This window comes from Acinetobacter sp. ANC 3929 (assembly GCF_000369405.1).
In the GTDB taxonomy this organism is placed as follows: Bacteria; Pseudomonadota; Gammaproteobacteria; order Pseudomonadales; family Moraxellaceae; genus Acinetobacter.
Map to the genome: position 1 here is coordinate 15,807 of NZ_KB850002.1, position 23,558 is coordinate 39,364.

A 23,558-nucleotide genomic window follows, 5' to 3' on the forward strand; every position below is an offset into this window, starting at 1 on the left:
GCTTAGCTCAATTTCACTAAACTATAGCCAAAGCCACGATGGGTTCGAATCGGATCATCATGTGGAGTAACCTGTTTGAGTTTCTGTCTTAAACTTTTGATATGAGTATCGACTGTACGCTCTAAACTATGTTCGGGATGTTCCCAAATATGATCCATCAATTGTTGACGGCTAAATACTTGTTCAGGATGCTGAATCAGTAAAAATAACAAACGGTATTCATAGCGGGTCAGTTGTAGTGCTTGTTGATGATAATGAATCTGCAAAGACTGCGGGTTACATGACCATGTTGTGGATTGCAAAATGACTTCTGTTTCAGGCCGTCGCGGCACTGCTATCACCGGCTGAGTTGACGCTTCCATTCTGCGCCAAATGGCTTTAATTCTCGCCACAATTTCACGTGCGCTGAAGGGTTTGCTGCAATAATCATCTGCACCAATTTCGAGTCCGACCACCCGATCAATTTCGTCATCTCTTGCAGTTAAAAATAGCAATGGGGTATGGTATTTTTGGCGCAGTTGTTTACAGACTTCAAAGCCATTCAGGTCAGGTAGTCCTACATCAAGAATAATAAAATCAAAGGTTTGTTGTGTCAGGAACTGCAGTGCTTGAGTGCCTGTATTGGCCCAGCTGACAGACCAGCCTTCACGCTCAAGCGCATAACGCAGTGGCAGTACGATTGCGACTTCATCTTCAACACAGAGAATTTGTTTTTGCTTCATAAGACCGTTGTAATGCGCAATATTCTAATTTTATGCAGTTAGTTTAACTGAAGTCTTGGCGGAGAGAAGGATTAAATTCAGAATTTTTACAGCGAAGGGAAGTAGATAAAAGACACTTGAAGTGCCCTGTAATGTTCGGATTTGATCGTCACGCCAACCACAGGAGCAGATGCTAAAAGTGAGGATTTCTTTAGCAAAGCAAGCAACATGGATAATGTTACTGCGTTGCTTAGAGTACTGAAAACTGCATAAAAAGCAAACATAAATTTCGGTAAGATGTATGCTTTTGTCTAAAAAAACAGCATTACCATAAAGAAAGTTGAGATTCTTCTTGAAGCGGTTGTAACTGATAAACGCCAACACCAATCAGGCGAAATTGGAAATCTGGGTCAATATGCATTTCATCGAGCAATTGTAAAACCACTTGTCCCAAATCCTGTTGAGATTGTAAGGCTTGCTTAAAGCTCTTGCTATGCTGTAACACCTGAAAATTTTTGAGTTTTAGTTTTACATTGACACCACGTGCGCTGAGCTGTTTTTTGTTTAAGCTTCGCCACACTTGCTCGGCCAAAGGCTGCCAAGCATGGCTGCACTGGGCGAGCGTGTAATCATCATCAAAGGTGATCTCTTTGGAGATTTGTTGGCGTTCTCTTTCTGCTTTTACGGGACGATGATCAATTCCCTGAGCATATTGATAAAGTTGTTTGCCGTATTTACCAAAATGATGGATGAGAACATTTTCTTCGATTTTTTGTAGATCACCCAAGGTATGCAGATTCAGTTGATTGAGTCGTTCTTGAGTGACTTTTCCAACCCCCGGAATTTTATTCAGCGCTAAATCTTGGATAAAGCGGAGTACCTGATTGGGTTTAATGACAAATAAGCCATTGGGTTTGTTCCAGTCCGATGCAATTTTTGCCAAAAACTTATTCGGTGCGACACCTGCAGATGCAGTGAGCCCTGTTACTGCAAAAATATCAGCGCGGATTTGCACCGCGACTTCAGTGGCACTGGTAATATTTTTCAAATTTTCAGTGACATCGAGATAAGCTTCATCTAAAGACAGTGGCTCGATTAAAGGGGTGTACTGCTGAAAAATCTGATGAATTTGGGCTGAGACCTGACGATATTTTTCAAAATTTGGTTCTATCACCACCACTTGTGGACATAGTTTTTTGGCTTGTCCCATCGACATCGCGGAACGGAGTCCAAAGACACGGGCTGGGTAGGACGCTGCGGCAATCACTGCCCGAGGATGGTGTGACGACACCACCACAGGCAAATCTTTTAGATCAGGGCGATCTTTCAGTTCAACTGAGGCATAAAAGGCATCCATGTCGATATGGATGATTTTGCGTAGCTCATTTGGCATCGTCAATGCCTTGCTCTTTCAAAAAAATTCGCCATTGTTTTGGCGATTCGGCGTAGACATTTAAATCTACCGCTTTAGGAATACCCGCGATTTTGCCTTGGCTGCTATGTTGCCAAAATAGCCATTGTCGACCATCTTTGAGTTCAGGTTTGCCCTCATAATCTCGAACCCAAACAGGGGTCTGACTAAAGCTCCCCATCAAGACAATGTGATAAAAGCTTTTAGAAATATAGAAAATAGGCTGTTTGCCATAGTGTTTTTGCAGTTGGTCATGCATGACCTGAATTTCTTTGAGTAGCTGCTCTTTGGTATAGGTATTGATACAGTTACTGTCATATTCCAGATCAATCACAGGCGGCAGGGCATCGGCTTTTTTCGGAACGGTCTCAATAAAATTTTCGGCTTGTATGGCCCCATCACGACACAAACGATAGAAATGATAAGCACCCACATGCAGACCTTGCTCACGCGCCTTCAACCAATTCTGCTGAAAGTTCCGATCTTTGAAGTCACCGCCTTCTGTGGCTTTGAGATACACAAATTGATAATGCATGGGGGAGATTTTCTTCCAGTTAATCTCACCTTGATGATGTGAAACGTCAAAGCCGCGAATGGAATAATCTTGGGCAGCGGCTTTTTGCTGGTAAAACAAACCAAAGTAGCTGACCATACCCAGCATGACGGCTAAGCCGATACTGGTGTAGGTCGGGTAATATTTAGCGTGGAGAAGTTTCGCAGATTTTTTTACCATATCATTCGTATTACGCGATGTCTAAGCGAGTGTCAGATTTACAGTATTGATCATGGATAGATTGTACTCTTTTCGCTTTGGCATGAATGGTCTGACTACCCAATTGTGCCACAAATTTGCATGACGCATAATTCTCAGCGCGTTTCTGATAACCCAAAACCCAGTTTTCTCGTATGGCTAAACGTTCCTCACTGACTGGCCAAACCCCTAGACGTAACCGATTGACACCAATTCGCCAAGGTTTCGGGCTGATTCGGGCGCGAAAACAATTCTGGTTTTTACACATTCGCACATAATTTGGATCGGCTTTGATGGCATTAAACAAAGATTGAGTCTCATCACTATGAGGATCAAATGTTTGGTGCATCACCAAAACCCGATAGCCTTTTGGGGTGAGATAAACGCGTAAATGCCATGTGGGATGCTGTTTAGAAAAATTCTGAATGGATGCCAAGGCACGTTGCTCAGGTGTTCCCCCTAACTTGCTGTGCAGATCAAACAGGATCTTTGTCATCAGACCTGTCAATATGAAGGACAGTATGCATCCAACGCCGAGGACAATCCATGACGCCGTATAAATTGCACTAACGACGGAGATGAGTAACAACAATAAAAATGCGACAAGATGCAGTTTAAATGGCGGCGAGTATTCAAAATCGAGATCTGCAAATAATACATCTGGCGTGTTTAAACATAATGCGCCATAAGCGTTTCGAGTGATCACCACATCCTCTTGCTGAGCAATAATTTGCTCGCGTATAGGTACACCTTCAGCGCCATTATAAGGGACTTTATGGTCAATTCTGCGAATGTTTTCGCCTGCCTTAATCCTTTCAATCGCTTCGGCAACACGTTGTTCAGCATGTGTTTGCGCAGCTTCTAGACTTTGATCTGACCAGCCAAAACGTTTGATGGTGTATTGACGTCCTGCAATCTTGGTTTTTATTTTAGCCTCGGCCCAATGTTGGGGAACGATCATGTCATTTTTCCTTATTATTTTCGTTGAGCTCAAAATTTTAAATTTAATCCGTGGTCTCTTTTGGAATCTGCCAAAATACCAATGCGGTAATGATGTTAATACAGCCAAGTGTAATCAAGGTGGCATGGAAGGCGGTACTGATCGAAGCAGTTGAGAAATGCTGACCAAACAGATTAATCAGTGTACCTGCCAAAGCAACCCCGATACTCATGGAGAGCATCATAATCATGGATAAAAAGCTATTGCCACTGCTGGCGTCTTGTTGTGGTAAATCTTTCAGCGTCAGGGTATTCATACCCACAAATTGCAAGGAATTGAGTGTTCCGAAGATAAACAAGTGCAAGACTTTCAGCCACAGCGGTGTCTCGGCCGTCATCAGCGAAAAACTAGCGATGCACAAACCCACCAAAACGGTATTGGTCAGTAGAAAACGACGATAGCCAACGCTTTGAATTAACGGACGAATAATGGGTTTAGAAAATAATGAACCCAAGACCATGGGAATCATCATTAACCCTGTAATAAAGGGTTCAAAACCAAAAGCAACTTGTAACATCAATGGCAAGATAAAGGGGATTGCATTACTGCCTAAACGGGCAAAGAAATTCCCCAATACCCCAATCGAGAAAATTTTGTAGCGGAATAAGCGGCCATGAAACAAGGCATTTTGATGACTATGTGCATGGTAGGCATAAGCTACTGCGGCGACCAACCCTGTGATTAATAAACCTAGGCTGACCCAGCGTGAATATTGTGAAGCTGCAATATTTTCAATGCCTAAGGACAAGCCAACCATCGCCACCATCAATAAGATAAAACCACTTAAATCGAAGGCTTTGACTGTAGGTTCTTTCTGGTTTGGCATGACTTTGAAGGTCATGATCATTCCCAAAATTCCCATCGGAATATTAATTAAAAAGATCCAGTGCCAGGTCGTCACCTCAACCAACCAGCCGCCTAAGGTCGGTCCCATGAGCGGCCCGACGAGTCCAGCAAGACTCATCAAACTCATGGCGGACAGGAATTGGGAGCGTGGAATCAGCTTTAATAAAGCCAAACGGCCTACAGGCATCAGGAGTGCGCCACCGATACCTTGAATCACGCGGAAAAACAACAGTTGCTCTAGGTTTTGAGATAAGCCACATCCCAGTGACGCCAAGCTAAAAATCACCATGGAACTGAGATAGATATTCCGAATTCCGAAACGATCTGCCAGCCAACCACTTAAAGGGATACAGGCTGCAACAGACAGCACATACGCGACAATGACGCCATGCATTTGCAGTGGATTTTCATTGAGTTGCACTGCCATGGCGGGAATCGCGGTATTGACGATGGTGGTGTCCAAGGCCTGCATAAAAAAGCCAATGGAGACCAAGAGCACCAACAATCGAAATTCGGGCTGTACAGCTTGATGGGTTGTTGTTGTCATGGGCCGTGACGGATAAAAAGTCAGTTTTAGTGTAATGCAACTGTGCTTGAAATACAGACTAAAATTGTCAAAGAGTGGTCATGAAACTGACATGAAAATGTCATCGAACTTGCACTACCCAATACTAAATTAGCCATACAACATAAATTGTATGGAATTTGATCATGAAATCTAAGATTTCAGTTGTATTAGCGGCATTGCTGTCGGTGGGATTAGTGGCGTGTAATGATGATAATGACAACTCAACGCCAACACCTGAAGTCGTAGAGCCGACACCAGAAACGATTAAGCTGAGCTTGTTGGGGCGTTATGAAACCAACATTTTTGCCAAAAGCGCGGCAGAAATTCCAGCCTATGATGCTGCAAGCAAACGTCTCTTTGTGGTCAATGCACAGAAGGGTTTGGTTGATGTGCTAGATGCGTCAAAACCTGAAAAACCAGTCCATATTGCTGTGCTATCCGCACGCACTTATTTGGCTAATTCGGAAGTAAATAGTGTCGCGGTAAAAAATGGCATTGTTGCACTCGCAGTCCAAGCTGAGAAGAAAACAGATACTGGGATCGTGGTCTTTTTTAACGCCAAGGACTTGAGTTTTATCAGTAAGGTCAATGTTGGTGCTTTACCCGATATGCTGACCTTTAGCCCAGACGGTAAAACTGTTTTGGTGGCCAATGAAGCTGAGCCAAATGATGATTATTCAGTTGATCCTGAGGGATCTGTCAGCATTATCGATGTCAGTAATATCCAGCAACCCAAAGCCAGTGTGGCGGACTTTAAGGCATGGAACACACAAAAGGCAGATTTATTGGCTAAAGGGGTACGTATTTTTGGGCCAAATGCAACTGTCGCTCAAGACTTGGAACCTGAATATATTACCGTTTCTGCGGACAGTAAAACTGCTTGGGTGACACTCCAAGAAAACAATGCGATTGCACGGATTGATATTGCGCAGCAGAAAGTGACCGATATCTATCCATTGGGCTATAAAGATCATGGTCTCGTTGGCAATGAGCTGGATGTCAGTGATAAAGACAAGAAAATTGACATCAAAACATGGGCTGGCTTAGTCGGTATGTATCAACCTGACTCGATTGCCAATTATCAAGCCAATGGTCAAACCTATTTGGTGACAGCCAATGAAGGTGATGCGCGGGCATGGTTAAAAGATTCAGATGCGTATTTTGGTGGTGATACAAGCAAAGGTTTTGTAGAAGAAATTCGTGTCAAAGATTTATTCAAGAGCAGTGGCTTTACCAATAAAGTAAAAGATGAGTATCCAGCGCACTTGCAGAAAATTGCTGTCGGTGTCAAAGGTGCAAGACTCAATGCGGCAGTATTTGGTTATTGTGGGGCAACGACAACAGATGCAAAAGAATGCCGCGAAGATAACCAATTAGGTCGTTTAAAAGTGACTTGGACCAAGGGTTACCAAATGCATGCCGATGGGACGCCAAAACTGGATGCCGATGGTTATTTGGTTTATGACAAGCTTTATGCTTATGGTGCACGCTCATTTAGTATCTGGAATACCCAAGGACAATTGGTCTGGGATTCGGGTAGTGAATTTGAAAAGAAAATAGCCGAACTGTTCCCGAATTACTTTAATAGTGATCATGAGGAAGTAACGTTTGATAAACGAAGTGCAGCTAAAGGTCCAGAACCTGAAGGGGTTACTGTAGGTAGTATTGGTAAGAAAACCTTTGCTTTTATCGGCTTGGAGCGGATGAGTGGCGTTATGGTGTATGACATTACCATCCCGAATAAGCCTAAATATATTGAATATTTTACCACGCGTAATTTTGTTGAAACTGATGTTGCGAAGCAGGGAGATTTAGGACCTGAAGGCTTAATTTTTGTTGCAGCGAAAGACTCGCCAAATGGCAAGCCATTATTGGTAGTCGGTAATGAAGTTAGTGGTTCAACAACAGTCTATCAGGTCAATGTGCAGTAAGTACTCGCCATAAAAAAGCGGATCGATCTGATCCGCTTTTTTATTGGTATGGTTTAGACTTCGATATGGCTGGGTGTGTTTAAGTTTTTAATCACACTTGAAATCTGTTCCAGCGTTTCACAAATAATCACTTTGGCGCGATGTTGCGGTGGCAAGAAGCCTTCTTCTACCGCATGATCAAGCTGTGCAATCAGGGCATCATAAAAACGATTGACGTTATAGATGATCATGGGTTTTTGGTGCTGATTGAGTTGTCCCCAAGTGGCAATTTCCAGAATTTCTTCAAAGGTACCTAGACCACCTGGTAGGGCAATAAACGCACTGGCACGTTCAGCCATCAGGGCTTTGCGTTCATGCATGCTAGTGACGATATGCAGCTCGGTGAGTTTATGGTGGGCAATTTCATAATCCAGCATGAATTCAGGAATCACGCCGACCACTTCACCACTATGTTCAAGTACAGTATCCGCCACTTGTCCCATCAGACCAATACTGGCTCCGCCATAGACAATACCAAACCCTTGGTTGGCAATATGCTGGGCAAGTTCAATGGCTTTGTCTCGGTAAATCGGCTTGTTCCCTGTACGTGAACCGCAATAGAGGGCAATCAGAGATTGGGTGGTTTTTATGGGAGTAGGAGTAATGCTTCTTGTCTCTGTCATTCTTAATACACTATTCATTCGTTTATTTTCACCTTATCATTTTCGCTGTGCTTGTCTAGGCTAAATCAGGTTTGTGACAGTTTTATGCACACTTTACATACAAAGCTATTTTGTAACGCTTAGAAAGAATTTGAAAACATCATCCACATAAAAAGGGTGAATTTCACTGAAATCTTGCCTATACTAAAAATCCTTTTATTAATCTATGTACCTCTATGAGTAGTGGTTGTTGTCGCTCCGCATTGTTCTTATTTCCTAAAAAAAATGTTTTGGCTACTTGTGCCGACCTTTTAAAATCTCAACTTCATAACAATATTGCTGATTTTGCAGAGGAGTCACCTCAATGATTCTGGAATGGATGTCAGATCCTGCTGCTTGGGTTGGCTTAGCCACATTGGTGGTGCTTGAAATTGTACTAGGTATTGATAACCTTGTTTTTATTGCAATTTTGGCAGAAAAATTACCACCAGAACAACGTAATGCAGCTCGTAGAGTTGGTTTGATTCTCGCCTTACTGATGCGTTTGGGATTGCTTGCGGCAATTGCATGGGTAGTGACATTAACTGAACCATTGTTTCATATTTTCGATCATGCTTTTTCTGGTCGTGACTTGATTTTACTGTTTGGTGGTGTGTTCTTATTATTTAAGGGCACCATGGAGCTGCATGAGCGAATTGAGGGTCATCAAACACTGAAAGAAGAAAATCCAGTGCATGCTACTTTCTGGATGGTTATTGTTCAGATTGTAGTTTTGGATGCCGTCTTTTCTTTAGATAGTGTGATTACTGCGGTTGGCATGGTGAAGCATCAAAGTGTAATGATGCTGGCAATGATTATTGCTGTTGGTATCATGCTTTGGGCATCAAAACCACTGATGGACTTTGTCAATAAGCATCCAACTGTGGTGATTCTATGTCTTGGCTTCCTGATGATGATTGGTTTCTCATTGGTGGTTGAAGGCTTTGGTTTCCATATTCCGAAAGGTTATTTATACGCAGCGATTGGTTTCTCGGTGTTGGTGGAAATGATCAATCAGACGATGCGCCGTAACCAAGAAAAATTGGTGACGACCACTGATTTACGTTATCGCACCGCCTCTGCCGTACTGCGTATGTTGGGCAGTAAAGGCAATGGTAATGAAGACAAAGAAGCAGAAGATGTTTTAGCGACTCAAGCTTATGCCAAAGAAGTCTTTGATGAAGACAATGGCGTTTATCACAGTGTCTTGGTTCAAGGGGTATTGGGTTTATCTGAGCGTCCAGTCAAGTCGGTGATGACACCACGTCCAGAATTGGAATGGTTAGATCTCGATGATGATCCTGCTGAGTTGAAAGAACGTTTAATGGCAATGACCCATTCACGTTTGATTATTGCACGGGGTGAGCTGGATAATATTGAAGGTATTGTACTCACCCATAAAGTGTTGAATGAATACATCGAAACAGGTGCGATTGATTTCACTAAGCACTTACGTGAACCTGTGATTGTGCATGAGAATGCGCAAGTGTTGATGGTGATGGAGCAATTACGTCAAGCACCGCTGCAAATGGCAATCGTATTGAACGAATATGGTTCGATTGAAGGGATTGCCACGCCGATTGACATGCTAGAAGCGATTGCAGGTGAATTCCCAGATGAAGACGAATTGGAAGCAACTGCGGAGAGCCTAGATGATGGTTCGATGTTGCTAGAAGGTTCAACCGACATTCGCCATGTGTCTTTGTTATTGGGCAAAGATTTGGTCGATGAAAGCGAAGAATACTCAACGTTATCAGGCTATATCCTGTTCCATCTCGGTCGTTTACCTGAAAATGGTGACATGATTGAAGTCGATGGCTATCGCTTTGAAGTGGTCACCATGGATGGGCATAAAATTGAAAAAGTGCGCATTCTTGCCAAAGAGAAGTCTGTCGAGAAATAGCCAAGCTGTATTATTCTGAATAGCCTTGAGTTTGACCGTTGTGATGCAATGGTTTTACTCGGGCTATTTTTATTTGAGAATTCAAAATGACATCATCACAAAATTGTCCATGTGGGCAGGGGCAATATGCTGCGTGCTGTCAGCCTTTGCACTTAAAACAGCAAGTTGCTCAAAGTGCAGAGCAACTCATGCGATCGCGTTATAGTGCTTTTGCATTGCAACAGATTGATTATATTTTGCAAACCACAGCCTTGGGGCAACAGTCGGCTTTAGACCGTGCTGCGATTGCAGACTGGAGTCAATCGAATCAATGGCTCAAACTGGAAGTCGTGCGACATCAGCCCAAGCTGGACAAAACGCATGCGCTGGTTGAGTTTAAGGCACATTATCATGATGGCACGCAAGCTCATATTCATCATGAAGTTTCACATTTTGTTTTGCATCAACAGCAATGGTATTTCCTTGATCCAACGCTAGACATGCAGATCACCATGAAACAACCGTGTATTTGTGGCTCGGGGAAAAAATTTAAACAATGTTGTGCACAATTCATCTAAGTTTGTCTTAGAATAGCGCACACTTTTACGCCTGATTTAGGGATGTAGGCAGATGTTACTCACCGTGATTTATATTATTGCCATTACTGCGGAAGCGATGACAGGTGCATTGTCAGCAGGTCGACGCAGTATGGACTGGTTTGGTGTGGTGCTGATTGCCTGTGTGACGGCTTTAGGCGGTGGTTCGGTTCGCGATGTGTTGCTCGGGCATTATCCTTTGACTTGGGTCAAACATCCTGAATATTTGGTTTTGACCTGTATTGCAGCGTTTGTCACCATCATTATTGCCAAATGGATGCGTCATCTGCGTAACATTTTCTTGGTCCTAGATGCTTTGGGTTTAATTGGTTTTACCATCATTGGTTGCCAGATTGCCTTATCCATGGGGCATGGTTTTGTGGTGTCTGCGGTGGCAGGAGTTTTAACAGGCGTGTCGGGTGGTATTTTGCGCGATATTCTGTGTAATGATGTACCGTTGGTGTTCCGTCGTGAATTGTATGCCAGTATTTCCTTTGTTGCCGTGATTTGTTACTGGGTGTGTTTGGAAGTTGGCTTGCCGCACGATCTCACCGTGATTTTTACGTTGGTGTTTGGTTTTACCTTACGTTTGATCGCGATTTATTTTGGTCTGGAAATGCCGAAATTTATTTATCAAGAAGATGATGCCGAATCTGCTTCTTCAACAGATGAACATTAATCTCTCTAGATTAAAAGAAAAATATTTTATAAGAGCAAAAATAGTGTTCTGAGTAGCGGCTTTATGCCGCTTATCTGCTTCTAAATCACCAAGAACGTTTAAGTTTTGAGGTCTTGTAATCCTTCAAAGACACCATTTGACGTTTAAACAACAACAAGGGCTTGTCACAACGCTTTCATCCACATAGCATACAAAGCATTGACGATAATAAATGATTTTGGATGACTCGCTGAAATGACCAGCCTTGCACATCATGCAACAGAAAACCGTTCCGTAGCCGAATTCACAGAGCAGGCTTACCTGAACTATGCCATGTACGTGATTATGGATCGTGCATTGCCCCATATCAGTGATGGCTTAAAACCCGTACAGCGCCGTATTGTCTATGCGATGAGCGAGTTGGGTTTAAAGTCGACAGGCAAACCGAAAAAGTCAGCACGTACTGTCGGTGACGTACTCGGTAAATATCATCCGCATGGCGATTCAGCCTGTTATGAAGCGATGGTGCTGATGGCACAGCCATTTAGCTATCGCTATCCATTGGTTGAAGGTCAAGGTAACTGGGGTTCGCCAGATGATCCAAAGTCATTTGCGGCAATGCGTTATACCGAAGCCAAATTGTCAGCGTATAGTGAGTTATTGCTGAGCGAACTCGGGCAAGGGACCAGTGAATGGCAAGATAACTTTGATGGCTCGATCAAAGAACCAATCACTTTACCTGCACGTATTCCCAATATTCTGTTGAATGGTACAACAGGGATTGCGGTGGGGATGGCGACCGATATCCCGCCACACAATTTACGTGAAGTGGTGAAGGGCACGATTGCGTTGATTCGTAATCCTGAAACCACAGATGAAAAATTAGCAGAGTATATTCCTGCACCAGATTTACCAACCAAAGCTGAAATCATTACCCCGCCAGAAGAATTACTGAAAATTCAAACCACAGGCCGTGGTAGTTACCGTGTTCGAGCAGTGTATACGGTTGAGAAAAATGAAATCGTGATTAGCGAATTGCCGTATCAGGTTTCAGGTTCTAAAGTTGTGACGCAAATTGCCGATCAAATGATTGCCAAGAAGTTACCTTTGGTTGCGGATATTCGAGATGAATCTGATCATCGAAATCCAACACGCTTGGTGATTGTGCTGCGCTCTAACCGTGTCGATGCAGAAACGGTAATGAGTCACTTATTTGCCACGACAGATTTAGAATCTAGCTATCGTGTCAATCTGAATATGATTGGAGCCGATGGTCGCCCACAGGTGAAATCAATTCGCCGCATCTTGTTAGAGTGGATTGAGATCCGTAAGCAAACCGTGACCCGTCGTTTGCAATATCACTTAACCAAAATTGAAAAGCGTTTACATATCTTGGCAGGTCTTTTAATTGCCTACCTAGATATTGATACCGTGATTCGGATTATTCGCGAAGAAGATCAACCAAAACCTGTGTTGATGCAGCATTTTGGGATTGATGATATTCAAGCTGAAGCGATTCTGGAACTTAAACTGCGCCATTTAGCCAAGCTTGAAGAAATGGAAATTCGTCGTGAGCAAGAGGAATTGGAGGCGAAAGCAGCCATTATCCGTGAGCAATTGGCAAATCCTGAATCATTGAAAAATTTGATTATCGGTGAGTTGAAAGAAGACGCGAAAAAATTTGGTGATGATCGCCGTTCACCAATCGTTGCGCGTGCAGATGCGGTTCAGATTAAAGAACAAGACTTGCTGCCTGCTGAAACGGTAACGGTTGTTTTGTCAGAAGCTGGATGGGTGCGTGCAGCCAAAGGTGGTGATGTTGATGCTGCGAACCTTAACTTCCGAGCGGGTGACCAGTATTTAAGTCATGCTGTGGGTAAAACCAATCAACGGGTGTATTTCTTGGATCAAACAGGCCGAAGTTACGCCTTGCCAATTAGCAGTCTACCTTCGGCACGAGGTTTAGGAGAACCGCTTAGTTCAAAACTATCACCTGCTAGTGGCGTTTCGTTCACCCAAGTGTTTATTGATGATGATAACAAGGAATTATTAGTCGCTAGTTCAAATGGTTATGGTTTCAAAACGCAAGCTGCTCAGTTAGATACCAATGCGAAAGCAGGTAAAGCATTTTTAAGCGTAGCAGATAAAGCATTTGCTTTACCTTTGCTGCCAATTCAGCAAGCAACCCATGTTGCCATTCTGAGCTCATCAGGACGTTTACTGATTATTGATTTAGCAGAACTTCCAGTTTTGAATAAAGGTAAAGGTAACAAGTTGATACAACTTGATGAAAAAGAGCAAATTTTATCCATGACAACCCTGACGTTAGATGAAATAATCCAAGTCGCTGCAGGACAACAGCATCTAAAACTGAAAGGGGAAGATCTCCAAAAATATCTAGGAAAAAGAGCAACAAAGGGGCAACTTTTACCACGCGGATATCAAAAAGCAAATAGACTCTTCATTCAGAGATAAGGCTAGTATTCTGTGATACAAATACGTTATATATGACAATGTATTCATATTGTTTGAATAGATTGACAGGGCAATTCAAAAAGTTAAAAAAAATGTTTTGTCATGGACGTAACGTTGTTACATTTTTAAGGATTACCACTCGGAGATAATGGCATTATGGAAAAGATTTGGTTTGCTGAATACCAAAAGACAGGAATTCCAGAAACAGTTGAACTGCCTGCTGAAAACACCTCACTTGTTGATATTTTTGAACGCAATTTCCAAAAATTTGGTTCACGTGATGCCTTTATCTTCATGGATAAAGTTTTAACGTTTAATGAGTTAGAAGTCGCTAGCCGTAAATTTGCTGCTTATTTACAAAGCTTAGGTCTAGCTAAAGGATCACGTGTTGCGGTCATGATGCCGAACGTTTTCCAATACCCAGTGGTTGCTTTAGGTGTGTTCCGTGCAGGTCTAGTGCTTGTGAATGTGAACCCATTATATACCGCACGTGAACTTGAGCATCAATTGAATGACTCTGGTGCTGAAGTGTTGGTAATCATTGAAAACTTTGCCAGCGTTTATCAAAGCATTATTGGTAAAACACCTGTGAAGCATGTTGTGGTGGCTTCTGTGGGTGATATGTTGGGTACATTAAAGGGTACATTGGTCAACTTTGTTTTACGTAAAGTACGAAAGCAAATTCCAGCGTGGAACATCCCTGGACATACCAAATTTAATGCCGCATTAAACAAAGCCAATCCGAGTAACTATAAGCGCCCAAGCTTAACCTTAAGTGATACGGCAGTACTTCAATACACGGGTGGTACAACGGGTGTTTCTAAAGGTGCTGAATTGACGCATCGTAACCTTGTTGCAAACTTACTTCAGTGTGAAGCAATTTTCTCAAGTAAATTTGGTGCTTCTGACAGTGCGAAAGGTGATCGTATCGTTTGTGCATTACCGCTTTATCACATCTTTGCATTCATGGTGTGCGCGCTTTACGGTATGTACAAAGGTCAAGCCAATATCTTGATTCCAAATCCACGTGACTTACCAGCGGTGGTGGGTGAGTTGCGTAAATACCAACCTTCATTCTTCCCAGCAGTAAATACATTGTTTAATGCCTTGGTAAATAATGAAGAATTCAAACAGCTTGACCATAGCAATCTGAAGATGGCAATGGGCGGTGGTATGGCTGTATTGCCTTCGACTGCGGCAGCATGGAAAAAGATCACAGGTACAACCATTATCGAAGGTTATGGCTTATCTGAGACTTCTCCTGTTGCAACTGCGAATCCACCTGCAACAACTGAATTTAGTGGCACGATTGGTATTCCATTGCCATTAACAGAAGTTGCAATTTTGGATGATGACGGGAAAGAAGTTGCGCTTGGTGAACAAGGTGAAATCTCAATCCGTGGCCCTCAAGTCATGAAAGGCTACTGGAATCGTGCAGATGAAACAGCCAAAGTGATGACCGCTGATAATTTCTTCCGTACAGGTGACATCGGTGTAATGGATTCACGTGGTTATGTGAAGATTGTTGACCGTAAAAAAGACATGATCTTGGTGTCAGGCTTTAACGTTTACCCGAGTGAAATCGAAGAAGTGATTGCGAAGCATCCAAAAGTATTGGAAGTGGCTGCGATTGGTGTTCCAGATGAAAAATCAGGTGAAGTACCAAAATTATTCATCGTGAAGAAAGATCCTTCTTTAACCACAGAAGAAGTCATTGCGTATGCCAAACAAAACTTAACGGGCTACAAATGCCCACGTTATGTTGAGTTTATGGAAGAATTACCGAAATCAAACGTGGGTAAAATCTTACGTAAAGATTTACGTAAACCAGCGTAAGACTTTTCAGGTTTTTCGAATAGAGAAGCATAAAAAAACGCCGCAATCGCGGCGTTTTTTATTTGGATTTATTTGGCACTATTTGATTTCATTAACCAACGGTCGATATAAGGTCGTCCAAGGCCGATAATGCCGACAAACACCACCATGGTCACCAGCTGAAAACGTAAACGGGTTGGATCGATACCATTAAAACTAAAATAGTTATCTGCAACAGCATACAGCACGATTACTGCGAGCCAGTGCCAAAGTGTTAAGCGATAAATACCGACGGCATAAAAGGCCACGGTGAGAATCACAAAGGTACCTAAAGTTGATTGCCAATTCAGATTGGCACAAATCACACAGAGTAAAAAGGCGACGATTGGTAGTACAACTTTCAGCACACGATCCACTAAAAGCTGATGCTGTCGTTGTTGGGCGAGAACATCAAACATTTCTTTTTGATCTTGGCGTTGCATGGTTGCACCTTAAAACTGTATGAAAAAACACAACTTTTACACAAATACGCTGTGTAAAAGAAACGCTTGTTGAACAAGCACAAATGAAAGTTCAATAAATTATAGATTATGATAGCATGATCAGAAGAACTTCAAATGATGGATGTCAGCATGCAAGGTATTAGCGGCATTATATTGATGATTATAGTCGCATGTTTGTTGCCGTATGTGTTTACCTTGATTACAAAATCAAAAGGTGGTTTTCAAGCAAAAGATAATCAAAACCCGCGTGAGTTTTTAGCTAAAACAACAGGGGTCTCTGCACGTGCCAATGCTGTGCAACAAAATAGCTTTGAAAGTTTACCTTTGTTTATCGCTGCGATTCTGATGGCAGAATATATGGTGGTGCCAGAGCGATTTATTTTTAGCTTAGGCTGGGCCTATATTGTATTTCGTGTGATTTACGGCATCTGTTATTTAGCCAATTTGGCAACTTTGCGTTCAATCATTTGGTTTTTCTCTCTGCTTTGTCCAATTTTACTGTTCGTGATTACCATCAAAATGACTTAAGCGCTGTAGGATAGAAAATTCTCCAGCTGTTTGCATATCTAGCATCATTTTCATTGTATTCACGTTATAATCTGTCGGATTTACATCTGACTTCACAATATTAAACGAGTGTTGATATGAGTTATAGCAATATTCCTGCGGGTAAAGACGCACCTAATGACATCTATGTCATCATCGAAATTCCTGCAAATGCAGCGCCAATCAAATATGAAATCGATAAAGATTCAGATGCGTTATTTGTAGACCGTTTCATGGGTACAGCAATGTTCTACCCAGCAAACTACGGTTATGTACCAAATACATTATCTGAAGATGGTGACCCATTAGACGTACTTGTTGTAACTCCACATCCTGTTGCTGCAGGTTCTGTGATTCGTTGCCGTCCAGTAGGCAAATTAAAAATGGAAGATGATGGTGGTATCGACGCGAAACTCATCGCAGTTCCACACGAAAAATTATCTCCATTGTATAAAGATGTTCAAGAATATACGGATCTTCCGCCATTATTGATCAGCCAAGTTGAGCACTTCTTTGCTCACTATAAAGATTTAGAGCCTGGTAAGTGGGTAAAAATCAGTGGTTGGGAAGGTGCTGATGTTGCGAAAGCTGAAGTACTTAAAGCAATCGAAGCTGCTAAAAAGTAACTTTGAAATATTGAACCAAGCTTTAGATTTTTAAAGCTTGGCAATAAAAAAACTCCATTCATTTGAATGGAGTTTTTTTATTGCTTGATCAACTGTGAATTAGAATAATTTCACAGGGATATCAAGCCAGATACGCCATTCGTTGGTATCACCGATATAGTTACCCGCTTGATAAGCATCGCTTGCACGGTAATAAGAGTGACGTAAACGTAAGCTTGCATCTTTGGCAAAACCAGATTGAACAGTATATTTTACCTGATTAAAGAATTCACGTTCTTGAGCATTGTCCGTTACGTTTTTAACTTTAATGTCCCAACCGTAAACAAATGCAGTCGTCCAGCTTAAGCCTGGAACACCATAACCACCAAAGTCGACGTTATATTGTAATTGCGCAGATTTTTCGCTGTTACCAATAAAGTCAGACAGGTAAGAGTTTGGCAAATAGATACTTTGTGCACCATCAGCGTTCTCACCATAGTCATAACCAGTATTGCCATTGTTTTGTTGGTAAGCCAACATCACGCTGTGAGGACCTGTGTTATACGTTGTAGAAAGTGCCCAAATGGTATTTTTGCGATTAGACAAATCATCAGTTGTACTTGAATAAGTACTTCCTTTTTCATCCCACTTGGTGTGGTATGCGCTTAAGTCATAAGTCAAACCACTGTTTTTATCTAATGGTTGCTTATAGTTCACATTGATATAATGACGATCCAATTTATCTTTGCTGTCTAAGCCAAAGTAAGCGGCATTCAAGTTGTCATCAAATTTGTATTTTGCGCCCCAAACGACTGCACGATCTAAACGGCGGCCATCGGTATTGATTTGATCAGAGTATTGGTCTTTGGTGAATTTACCCGCAGTTAACTCTAAACCATCAATCTCACGGCTAGTTGCCAAAACACCTTCAAAGTATTCAGGTACTAAACGTGTGGTATTGCTGGCTAAGACAGGGATGTCTAAAACTTGAGTACCGTAGGTCACAGTTGTATTCGAGATACGTGCTTTTACAAAACCGCCACCACGTGCCCAGTGATCATAAGCTGAGCCGTCTGGATGCTTCGGAATCATACCGTTGCCAGAGTTGTTGTTTGAGCCTAATTTAAAAGAGCCATCACCGATAACACCTGCACCAAAGCCAACCAAACCTTGGGTAAATCCTGTTTCCAGTTTTACCATTGCGGTTTGAGCGTATGAACTAGTGTCTTTAACAGGTACTTCTTCGCCTTTTTGATTAATGTAGTTTTTCTTGTCACGATTTAAATAACCAGTACGGAATAAAATATCCCCTTTGGCATCTTCAACAAGTCCTTTTGCTTCGCTTTGTTCGCTTGCATATGTTGAGGTAATTAACGCGGCATTAATCAAAACCGCTAAAGTAAGTTTATTTGCCTTTGGCATAGCTCGCCTCATTAAAAAAAATAAATTTGGGATAGAACCGAAATTTTGACCAATTGTATAAGTTATGCATAAAAAAGATAGATTTTTATTAAAATAATTTAATTAATATTAAATAAAATACTTATATAATTTTATGATTTATTTCTCGTTTAATAATGCATAAAAATTAATTTAAATATTTGATTTTAAATGATAAAGTGTTTTATTTTGCGCATAAAATAGTCTGATTATTTTTTGATTTATTTTTGCTGAAATATGTGATTTATTACATTATTTTTTCTTTTTATTTAATGAGTTATTTTTTCTTTGTTTAAAAAATAAGCGTATCGGTTTGCAAAAAATACCATCCCGACGAATGACAGTGACTGATCAATCCAAAAGTTACAGATATTCAGACGAATTTAAGTTTTTTGTCGATGCACTTTTATGGACCATTGCCTCTTTTATAGTGGAATGCTTATCTTTTAAGCATTTTTGTTGATTGAATTAGCACCAATATGCCTCTTTTTTGTGCGAAAAATAGTCTTTATTTTTCTGTCGCTTCTAAATAGTTCAAAAAAAAAGATCTGTTTTTGATAAAGACCAATTCTGAGGCATCTATGCGCGAACCTCAGCACTTTTATGGGACGAAACCGAGATTTAGCGTGGTTTTTCTAAAGTTGGCACAGCAATTGCTAATTACTTTGCGATGCAATTTAAAACATAAATCAGTCGAATATCCATCATGGGGGAGATCAATATGATGAAATTTGCATGTAAAGCAATCGCGTTGAGTATTTGTGCAGTGACTTCGACTTTTGCTATGGCGGAAGATAAGCCTTCACTTTATGGTGTAACAGCATCTGGTAACGTCTCTGCTACAACAGACTACCGTTTCCGTGGTGTAACACAATCTTCAAATAATCCTGCTATTCAAGGTGGTTTTACATTTTCACATACTTCAGGTGCTTATCTAGCGCTTTGGGGATCGAGTGTTGATTTTGGTATCCCTGGTGTATCTACTGAAACTGATGCGACATTAGGTTTTACTAATAGTTTTGCATTGACAGATAAAATTAAGCCAGTATATGACGTTGGTGTCATCCATTATGGTTATATTGGATCTAAGTCAAACTATACAAATACTTATAATGGTAAAAAAGGTTTGGCATTTACTGAAGTATTTGGAAAGTTAACATTCCCTGAAACCATTTTTGCTGGCGATGCTCTAAGTGTTGGTGTGAATTATTCACCAGATTATTGGGGAAGAAGTGATGATTTTTGGTATTTCAACCTCGGCTATTCTGCACCAATTGCGGATACAGGCTTAACGGGTCTTGCATCTGTCGGTTACAACAAGCTTAAAAATGCAGACTCATTAAGTGTCGTTGCTGGTGGCCCTGGCAAGGACGATAACTATGTTGATTATAAATTGGGTGTAAATTATAACTTCCTTGGCATCTTAGCTGAGGTTGATGTAGTTGGTACAAATATCAGTAAATCTGGTATGACCAATGCTCAGAAGAAGCCATATGACACTGGTGTGTTATTTAGTTTGACCAAAAGCTTCTAATTTTAGTTAAGTAAAAAAGTCAGCATCTTTGCTGGCTTTTTTTATACAGATTCTGGTCGAATTTTTTAAGTCGCTAGAGCTTTAGTTCGATTAGGTTTACAGCCATTTAAAATATAGAGAAGCCCATTCTGATAATCAGAAAAATTAAAAGGATAAGAAAAAACAATCTGATAAATTGACTGCCATAACGTAGCGCTAAAAAAACGCCCACTAAAGAACCCATAATATTACAGATGGCGATTGTTAATCCGATTTCCCACAATACATGACCTGTCGGTATAAAAAATAAAAGTGCTGCGCTAAATGTCCCAAGGTTAACAACCTTTGCCGAGGCTGAAGCATTGAGGAAATCAAAACCAAAAACTTTGACAAACAGAAAGAGCAGAAAACTTCCGCTACCAGGTCCAAAAACACCATCATAAAAGCCAATCAATCCGCCAAAAAGGATTCCAAATAAGATTTCTTTAGAACCACATTTCACATAAGTACTTTGTGCACCTAAATCCTTCTTTACAAATGTATATACGGCCATGATGATGAGTAAACAGAAAACGATGTAGCTCATCAATTGCTTTGGAATATAAGCAGTGGTCATCGCCCCAATAAATGCAAATATAAATGCTGCAAGCATTGTGGGAATCAGAAGCTTCCATACAAAAGTGATTTGATGAACAAATTTAAAAATAGAAGATGCTGTTCCAGCCCAAACCGCTAACTTATTTGTACCAAAAACGGTCGCAATACTCTGTTGTGGCAAAGCATGTAATAAGGCCGGTATTTGTACTAAACCACCACCGCCCACTGCGGCATCAATCAGACCACCACAGAAAGCAAAGAACCCTAAAGTCAGCAGGACGGTTTCATCGATCATTATATTAACCAGTCTGAGAATTTTTTATGTTGTTCGCACTTTTGAAGGAACAGCATGCGAATCTTGTTGGATGATAATTAAACATCAGTTCTTTTGGACTTGCTGTTTAGGAACTAAGGTTTTGAATGTATAAAAATTATTTGCTTGGCTAAAAAGGTGCTTTTTATGCGCTATGAAGGATAGGTGTCGCTCATTTCAGTTGCATGATTAGAAATACTTTGCCTTAAAACTTAGAAAATATTAAGTCAATCTTTATTAGTATTTGATTTTATTTATCTTTTTTTATTTTTTTGATTTGGCACAGCAATTGCTAACTAGCTTGTGATGCAATTTAAAGCTTAAAAATCAATTGAGTATCTAAAAATAGGGGGAGATCAATATGATGAAGTTTGCATGCAAGGCTGCTGTACTGGGAATGATGACTGCTACATCAACTTTGAGTTTAGCAGAAGAAACAAAACTGCCATTTCCGGGCACTGTTACTGGAAATGTGAATGTGGTATCGAGCTACAATTTACGCGGCATGACCAACTCACCAGAAAGTGATACACCCGCGGTTCAAGGCGGGCTGGATTATAGCCATGACAGTGGCTTCTATTTGGGCTATTGGTTTTCGACTTTAACGGCTGCCTATGCTGATTTTAATACTTCGCCTACTGATGTGAAGGAAGAGAAAAAATCCTTCGAAAACGATTTTTACGCGGGCTATAAAGGCAAAATTACTGAAGATTTGGGCTATCAGATCGGGGGGACGGTTTATTACTATTATCCTGGTTGGGAATCAACTGGCTATGAAACCATTTTGGGTTTGAGCTATAAAGATTTCAGCATTACCGCACAAACTTTATTGAATAATGTGACTTTCGGAAATAAAGGCGATACCTATTTCTTAGCGACCTATGCGCCAAAACTTGCAGGTGGTTTTACGGGGAAAGCACAAGTCGCAGCCTATTATTATGGTGATGACGACGAGTATCTGGCTTATCAGGCTAAAGCTGGGGATGTAACCAAAACAGATTTTGCTTTCCGTCATGCGACACTGGGTTTATCGCACCCGTTGGGCAATACAGGGGCGACTTGGAGTCTAGATTATATTTTGGGTGGTTATACGCGTGATGAAACCAAGCAAAAGAATAAGGTGGTGTTAGCGCTTGGTTATGCCTTCTAACTAAGATTGATCTATAAAGAAGCGGCCTTGAGGTCGCTTCTTAGCTTTGGCTGCCACGATAAGACAGTGCTTCTGTTAAATGGCTACTACTGATGCGTTCGCTTTCAGCTAAATCTGCAATGGTTCGGGCCACTCTTAATACCCGATGATAGGCACGCGCAGAAAGGTTTAGCCGCTGCTGTGCCATTTCAATAATTTTTGTCGAGCTGTCATCTAATAAGGCATGTTGTTCCAGCAACTTCGGTGAAAGCGCTTGGTTTAAACAGTGTTGCCTTTGAATTTGTTTTTCATAGGCTGTGATGACACGTTGTCTCACACTATCCGAATTTTCTACGGGTGTTCGATCTTGTAGTTCCTGAGCTTGCAAGGGTGGAACATCAATATGTAAATCAATACGATCCAGCAAAGGTCCTGAAATTCGATTTTGATAGCGTTGGATACTGTCGGGCGAGCATTGGCAACGACTATCCTGATTAAAGGCATAACCGCAGGGGCAAGGATTCATCGCTGCAATAAATTGAAAATTTGCAGGAAAGGTCATTTGCCGTGCCGCACGAGAAATCACAATTTCTTTGGACTCTAGCGGTTGGCGCAGAACTTCGAGGACTTTGCGATCAAATTCAGGCAATTCATCCAAAAATAATACACCCAAATGAGCCAAGGTAATTTCACCAGGTTTGGGTTGTGAGCCGCCACCGACCAAGGCAATCGCGGATGCGGTATGGTGCGGTGCACGAAATGGACGCTGACCAAAGTGATGCTGTGCATTGGCGACTGAGTAAATACTGGCAACTTCCAAATTTTCCTGTGCATTGAGCGGCGGTAAAATAGAGGGAAGTCGAGAGGCGAGTAAGGTTTTACCTGTACCTGGAGGCCCTTTAAATAAGAGAGAATGTCCACCCGCTGCAGCAATTTCCAATGCACGACGGGGGCGTAATTGTCCTTTAACATCTGCTAGGTCGAGTTGATAAGACGTTGAACCATGATTTGATCTTTCTGGTGCAGCAGCAATTTGAGCGTTGCCCGAAAAATGTGCACAGACTTCCTGTAGGTGATTGGCTGCATATACCTCAAAATTGGGGAGTTGATTGGCTTCTTCTAAATTTCCTGTGGGAAGTAATAGACGGTGTTGTGCCTGTTGGCATGCCATCGCGATGGTCAATGCACCTGAAATCGGGCGTAAATGTCCATCAAGTGCCAGTTCACCAATAAATTCAAACCCTTTGGTACTATTTTCAGGGAGTTGCCCAGATGCAATCAAGATACCTAAAGCAATCGGAAGGTCGAGTCGTGAACCATCTTTGGGTAGATCTGCTGGGGCTAAATTGATGGTTAAGCGCTTGGTTGGAAACTGAAAACCGCTATTAATAATGGCTGAGCGGACACGATCCTTACTTTCACGTACTGCAGCTTCAGGTAATCCTACAATTGTTAATGAAGGCAAGCCTGAACTGATATGAACTTCGACTTCAATTTGTGGGGCATGCAGCCCCAATAGGCCTCTTGTATAGATTTTGGCAAAAGACATCTTATTATTGTTCCATTGTGGTGCTTTATTTTTAATCATTTTTCGGTGC

At 41.5% G+C, this 23,558-nt stretch carries 20 protein-coding genes; 10 read left to right on the forward strand and 10 right to left on the reverse strand.

The genetic code is table 11. From position 1 onward, the window contains the following. Positions 1 to 2 precede the first annotated feature (2 nt). The 5 genes from creB to mdtD all read right to left on the reverse strand — a co-directional run bounded on the left by creB (position 3) and on the right by mdtD (position 5,256). Complete coding sequence (gene creB, locus F909_RS01440) at positions 3 to 722, reverse strand: two-component system response regulator CreB (protein WP_005154674.1); 720 nt, start codon at positions 720 to 722, stop codon at positions 3 to 5. A gap of 304 nt (positions 723 to 1,026) precedes the next feature. Further along, the gene (gene dinB / locus F909_RS01435; protein WP_005154675.1) at positions 1,027 to 2,094 is read right to left on the reverse strand and encodes a DNA polymerase IV; all 1,068 of its coding nucleotides are present in this window, start codon (positions 2,092 to 2,094) and stop codon (positions 1,027 to 1,029) included. Next, positions 2,084 to 2,845: a glycoside hydrolase family 25 protein gene (locus tag F909_RS01430; RefSeq protein WP_005154676.1), complete on the reverse strand. Its 762-nt coding sequence runs from the start codon at positions 2,843 to 2,845 to the stop codon at positions 2,084 to 2,086. The genes dinB and F909_RS01430 overlap by 11 nt, the downstream gene beginning before the upstream one ends. Before the next feature lie 10 nt (positions 2,846 to 2,855). After that, on the reverse strand, positions 2,856 to 3,824 hold the full coding sequence (locus F909_RS01425) for a hypothetical protein (protein ID WP_005154677.1): 969 nt from the start codon (positions 3,822 to 3,824) through the stop codon (positions 2,856 to 2,858). A 43-nt stretch (positions 3,825 to 3,867) separates the two neighbouring features. After that, positions 3,868 to 5,256 (reverse strand): multidrug transporter subunit MdtD, encoded by a 1,389-nt coding sequence (gene mdtD, locus F909_RS01420; RefSeq protein ID WP_005154678.1) that lies wholly within the window; start codon positions 5,254 to 5,256, stop codon positions 3,868 to 3,870. A gap of 164 nt (positions 5,257 to 5,420) precedes the next feature. On the opposite strand from mdtD, the gene F909_RS01415 reads away from it, so the two are divergent. After that, entirely contained in the window at positions 5,421 to 7,208 is a 1,788-nt protein-coding gene (locus F909_RS01415) for a choice-of-anchor I family protein (RefSeq protein ID WP_005154679.1), read from the forward strand. A gap of 53 nt (positions 7,209 to 7,261) precedes the next feature. Here F909_RS01415 and F909_RS01410 read toward each other — a convergent pair whose 3' ends face one another. Beyond that, positions 7,262 to 7,888, reverse strand: a complete 627-nt coding sequence (locus F909_RS01410; RefSeq protein ID WP_005154680.1) for an LOG family protein — start codon at positions 7,886 to 7,888, stop codon at positions 7,262 to 7,264. A gap of 325 nt (positions 7,889 to 8,213) precedes the next feature. On the opposite strand from F909_RS01410, the gene F909_RS01405 reads away from it, so the two are divergent. The 5 genes from F909_RS01405 (at position 8,214) to F909_RS01385 (ending at position 15,335) form a co-directional block, all read left to right on the forward strand. Beyond that, complete coding sequence (locus tag F909_RS01405) at positions 8,214 to 9,791, forward strand: TerC family protein (RefSeq protein WP_005154688.1); 1,578 nt, start codon at positions 8,214 to 8,216, stop codon at positions 9,789 to 9,791. 86 nt (positions 9,792 to 9,877) lie between these two features. Continuing rightward, positions 9,878 to 10,348, forward strand: coding sequence for a YchJ family protein (locus tag F909_RS01400; RefSeq protein WP_005154689.1), 471 nt, complete (start codon positions 9,878 to 9,880; stop codon positions 10,346 to 10,348). A gap of 52 nt (positions 10,349 to 10,400) precedes the next feature. After that, positions 10,401 to 11,045 carry a trimeric intracellular cation channel family protein gene (locus tag F909_RS01395; RefSeq protein WP_005154690.1) on the forward strand — a complete coding sequence of 215 codons (645 nt, stop codon included), beginning with the start codon at positions 10,401 to 10,403 and terminating at the stop codon, positions 11,043 to 11,045. A gap of 234 nt (positions 11,046 to 11,279) precedes the next feature. Then, positions 11,280 to 13,499 carry a DNA topoisomerase IV subunit A gene (gene parC / locus F909_RS01390; protein ID WP_005154691.1) on the forward strand — a complete coding sequence of 740 codons (2,220 nt, stop codon included), beginning with the start codon at positions 11,280 to 11,282 and terminating at the stop codon, positions 13,497 to 13,499. A gap of 156 nt (positions 13,500 to 13,655) precedes the next feature. After that, entirely contained in the window at positions 13,656 to 15,335 is a 1,680-nt protein-coding gene (locus F909_RS01385; protein ID WP_005154693.1) for a long-chain-fatty-acid--CoA ligase, read from the forward strand. Between the two features lie 68 nt (positions 15,336 to 15,403). Here F909_RS01385 and F909_RS01380 read toward each other — a convergent pair whose 3' ends face one another. Then, entirely contained in the window at positions 15,404 to 15,796 is a 393-nt protein-coding gene (locus F909_RS01380) for a hypothetical protein (RefSeq protein WP_005154694.1), read from the reverse strand. Between the two features lie 150 nt (positions 15,797 to 15,946). On the opposite strand from F909_RS01380, the gene F909_RS01375 reads away from it, so the two are divergent. Both F909_RS01375 and ppa read left to right on the forward strand, forming a co-directional pair. Then, a complete protein-coding gene (locus F909_RS01375; protein ID WP_005154695.1) occupies positions 15,947 to 16,345 on the forward strand; it encodes an MAPEG family protein in 399 nt (132 codons plus the stop codon). Positions 16,346 to 16,461: 116 nt separating this feature from the next. Then, positions 16,462 to 16,989 carry an inorganic diphosphatase gene (ppa, locus tag F909_RS01370; protein WP_004656389.1) on the forward strand — a complete coding sequence of 176 codons (528 nt, stop codon included), beginning with the start codon at positions 16,462 to 16,464 and terminating at the stop codon, positions 16,987 to 16,989. Between the two features lie 99 nt (positions 16,990 to 17,088). On the opposite strand, the gene F909_RS01365 is transcribed toward ppa, so the two are convergent. Next, positions 17,089 to 18,390 (reverse strand): OprD family outer membrane porin, encoded by a 1,302-nt coding sequence (locus F909_RS01365; RefSeq protein ID WP_005154696.1) that lies wholly within the window; start codon positions 18,388 to 18,390, stop codon positions 17,089 to 17,091. A 739-nt stretch (positions 18,391 to 19,129) separates the two neighbouring features. On the opposite strand from F909_RS01365, the gene F909_RS01360 reads away from it, so the two are divergent. Then, the gene (locus tag F909_RS01360; protein ID WP_005154697.1) at positions 19,130 to 19,942 is read left to right on the forward strand and encodes a TorF family putative porin; all 813 of its coding nucleotides are present in this window, start codon (positions 19,130 to 19,132) and stop codon (positions 19,940 to 19,942) included. 106 nt (positions 19,943 to 20,048) lie between these two features. On the opposite strand, the gene F909_RS01355 is transcribed toward F909_RS01360, so the two are convergent. Then, positions 20,049 to 20,813: a TSUP family transporter gene (locus F909_RS01355; RefSeq protein ID WP_005154698.1), complete on the reverse strand. Its 765-nt coding sequence runs from the start codon at positions 20,811 to 20,813 to the stop codon at positions 20,049 to 20,051. Between the two features lie 379 nt (positions 20,814 to 21,192). Here F909_RS01355 and F909_RS01350 point away from each other — a divergent pair, with 379 nt between their 5' ends. Continuing rightward, the gene (locus F909_RS01350; RefSeq protein WP_005154699.1) at positions 21,193 to 21,981 is read left to right on the forward strand and encodes a TorF family putative porin; all 789 of its coding nucleotides are present in this window, start codon (positions 21,193 to 21,195) and stop codon (positions 21,979 to 21,981) included. Between the two features lie 40 nt (positions 21,982 to 22,021). Here the strand turns inward: F909_RS01350 and F909_RS01345 are convergent, their stop codons facing one another. Beyond that, positions 22,022 to 23,509: a YifB family Mg chelatase-like AAA ATPase gene (locus F909_RS01345; protein ID WP_005154700.1), complete on the reverse strand. Its 1,488-nt coding sequence runs from the start codon at positions 23,507 to 23,509 to the stop codon at positions 22,022 to 22,024. Positions 23,510 to 23,558 lie beyond the last annotated feature (49 nt).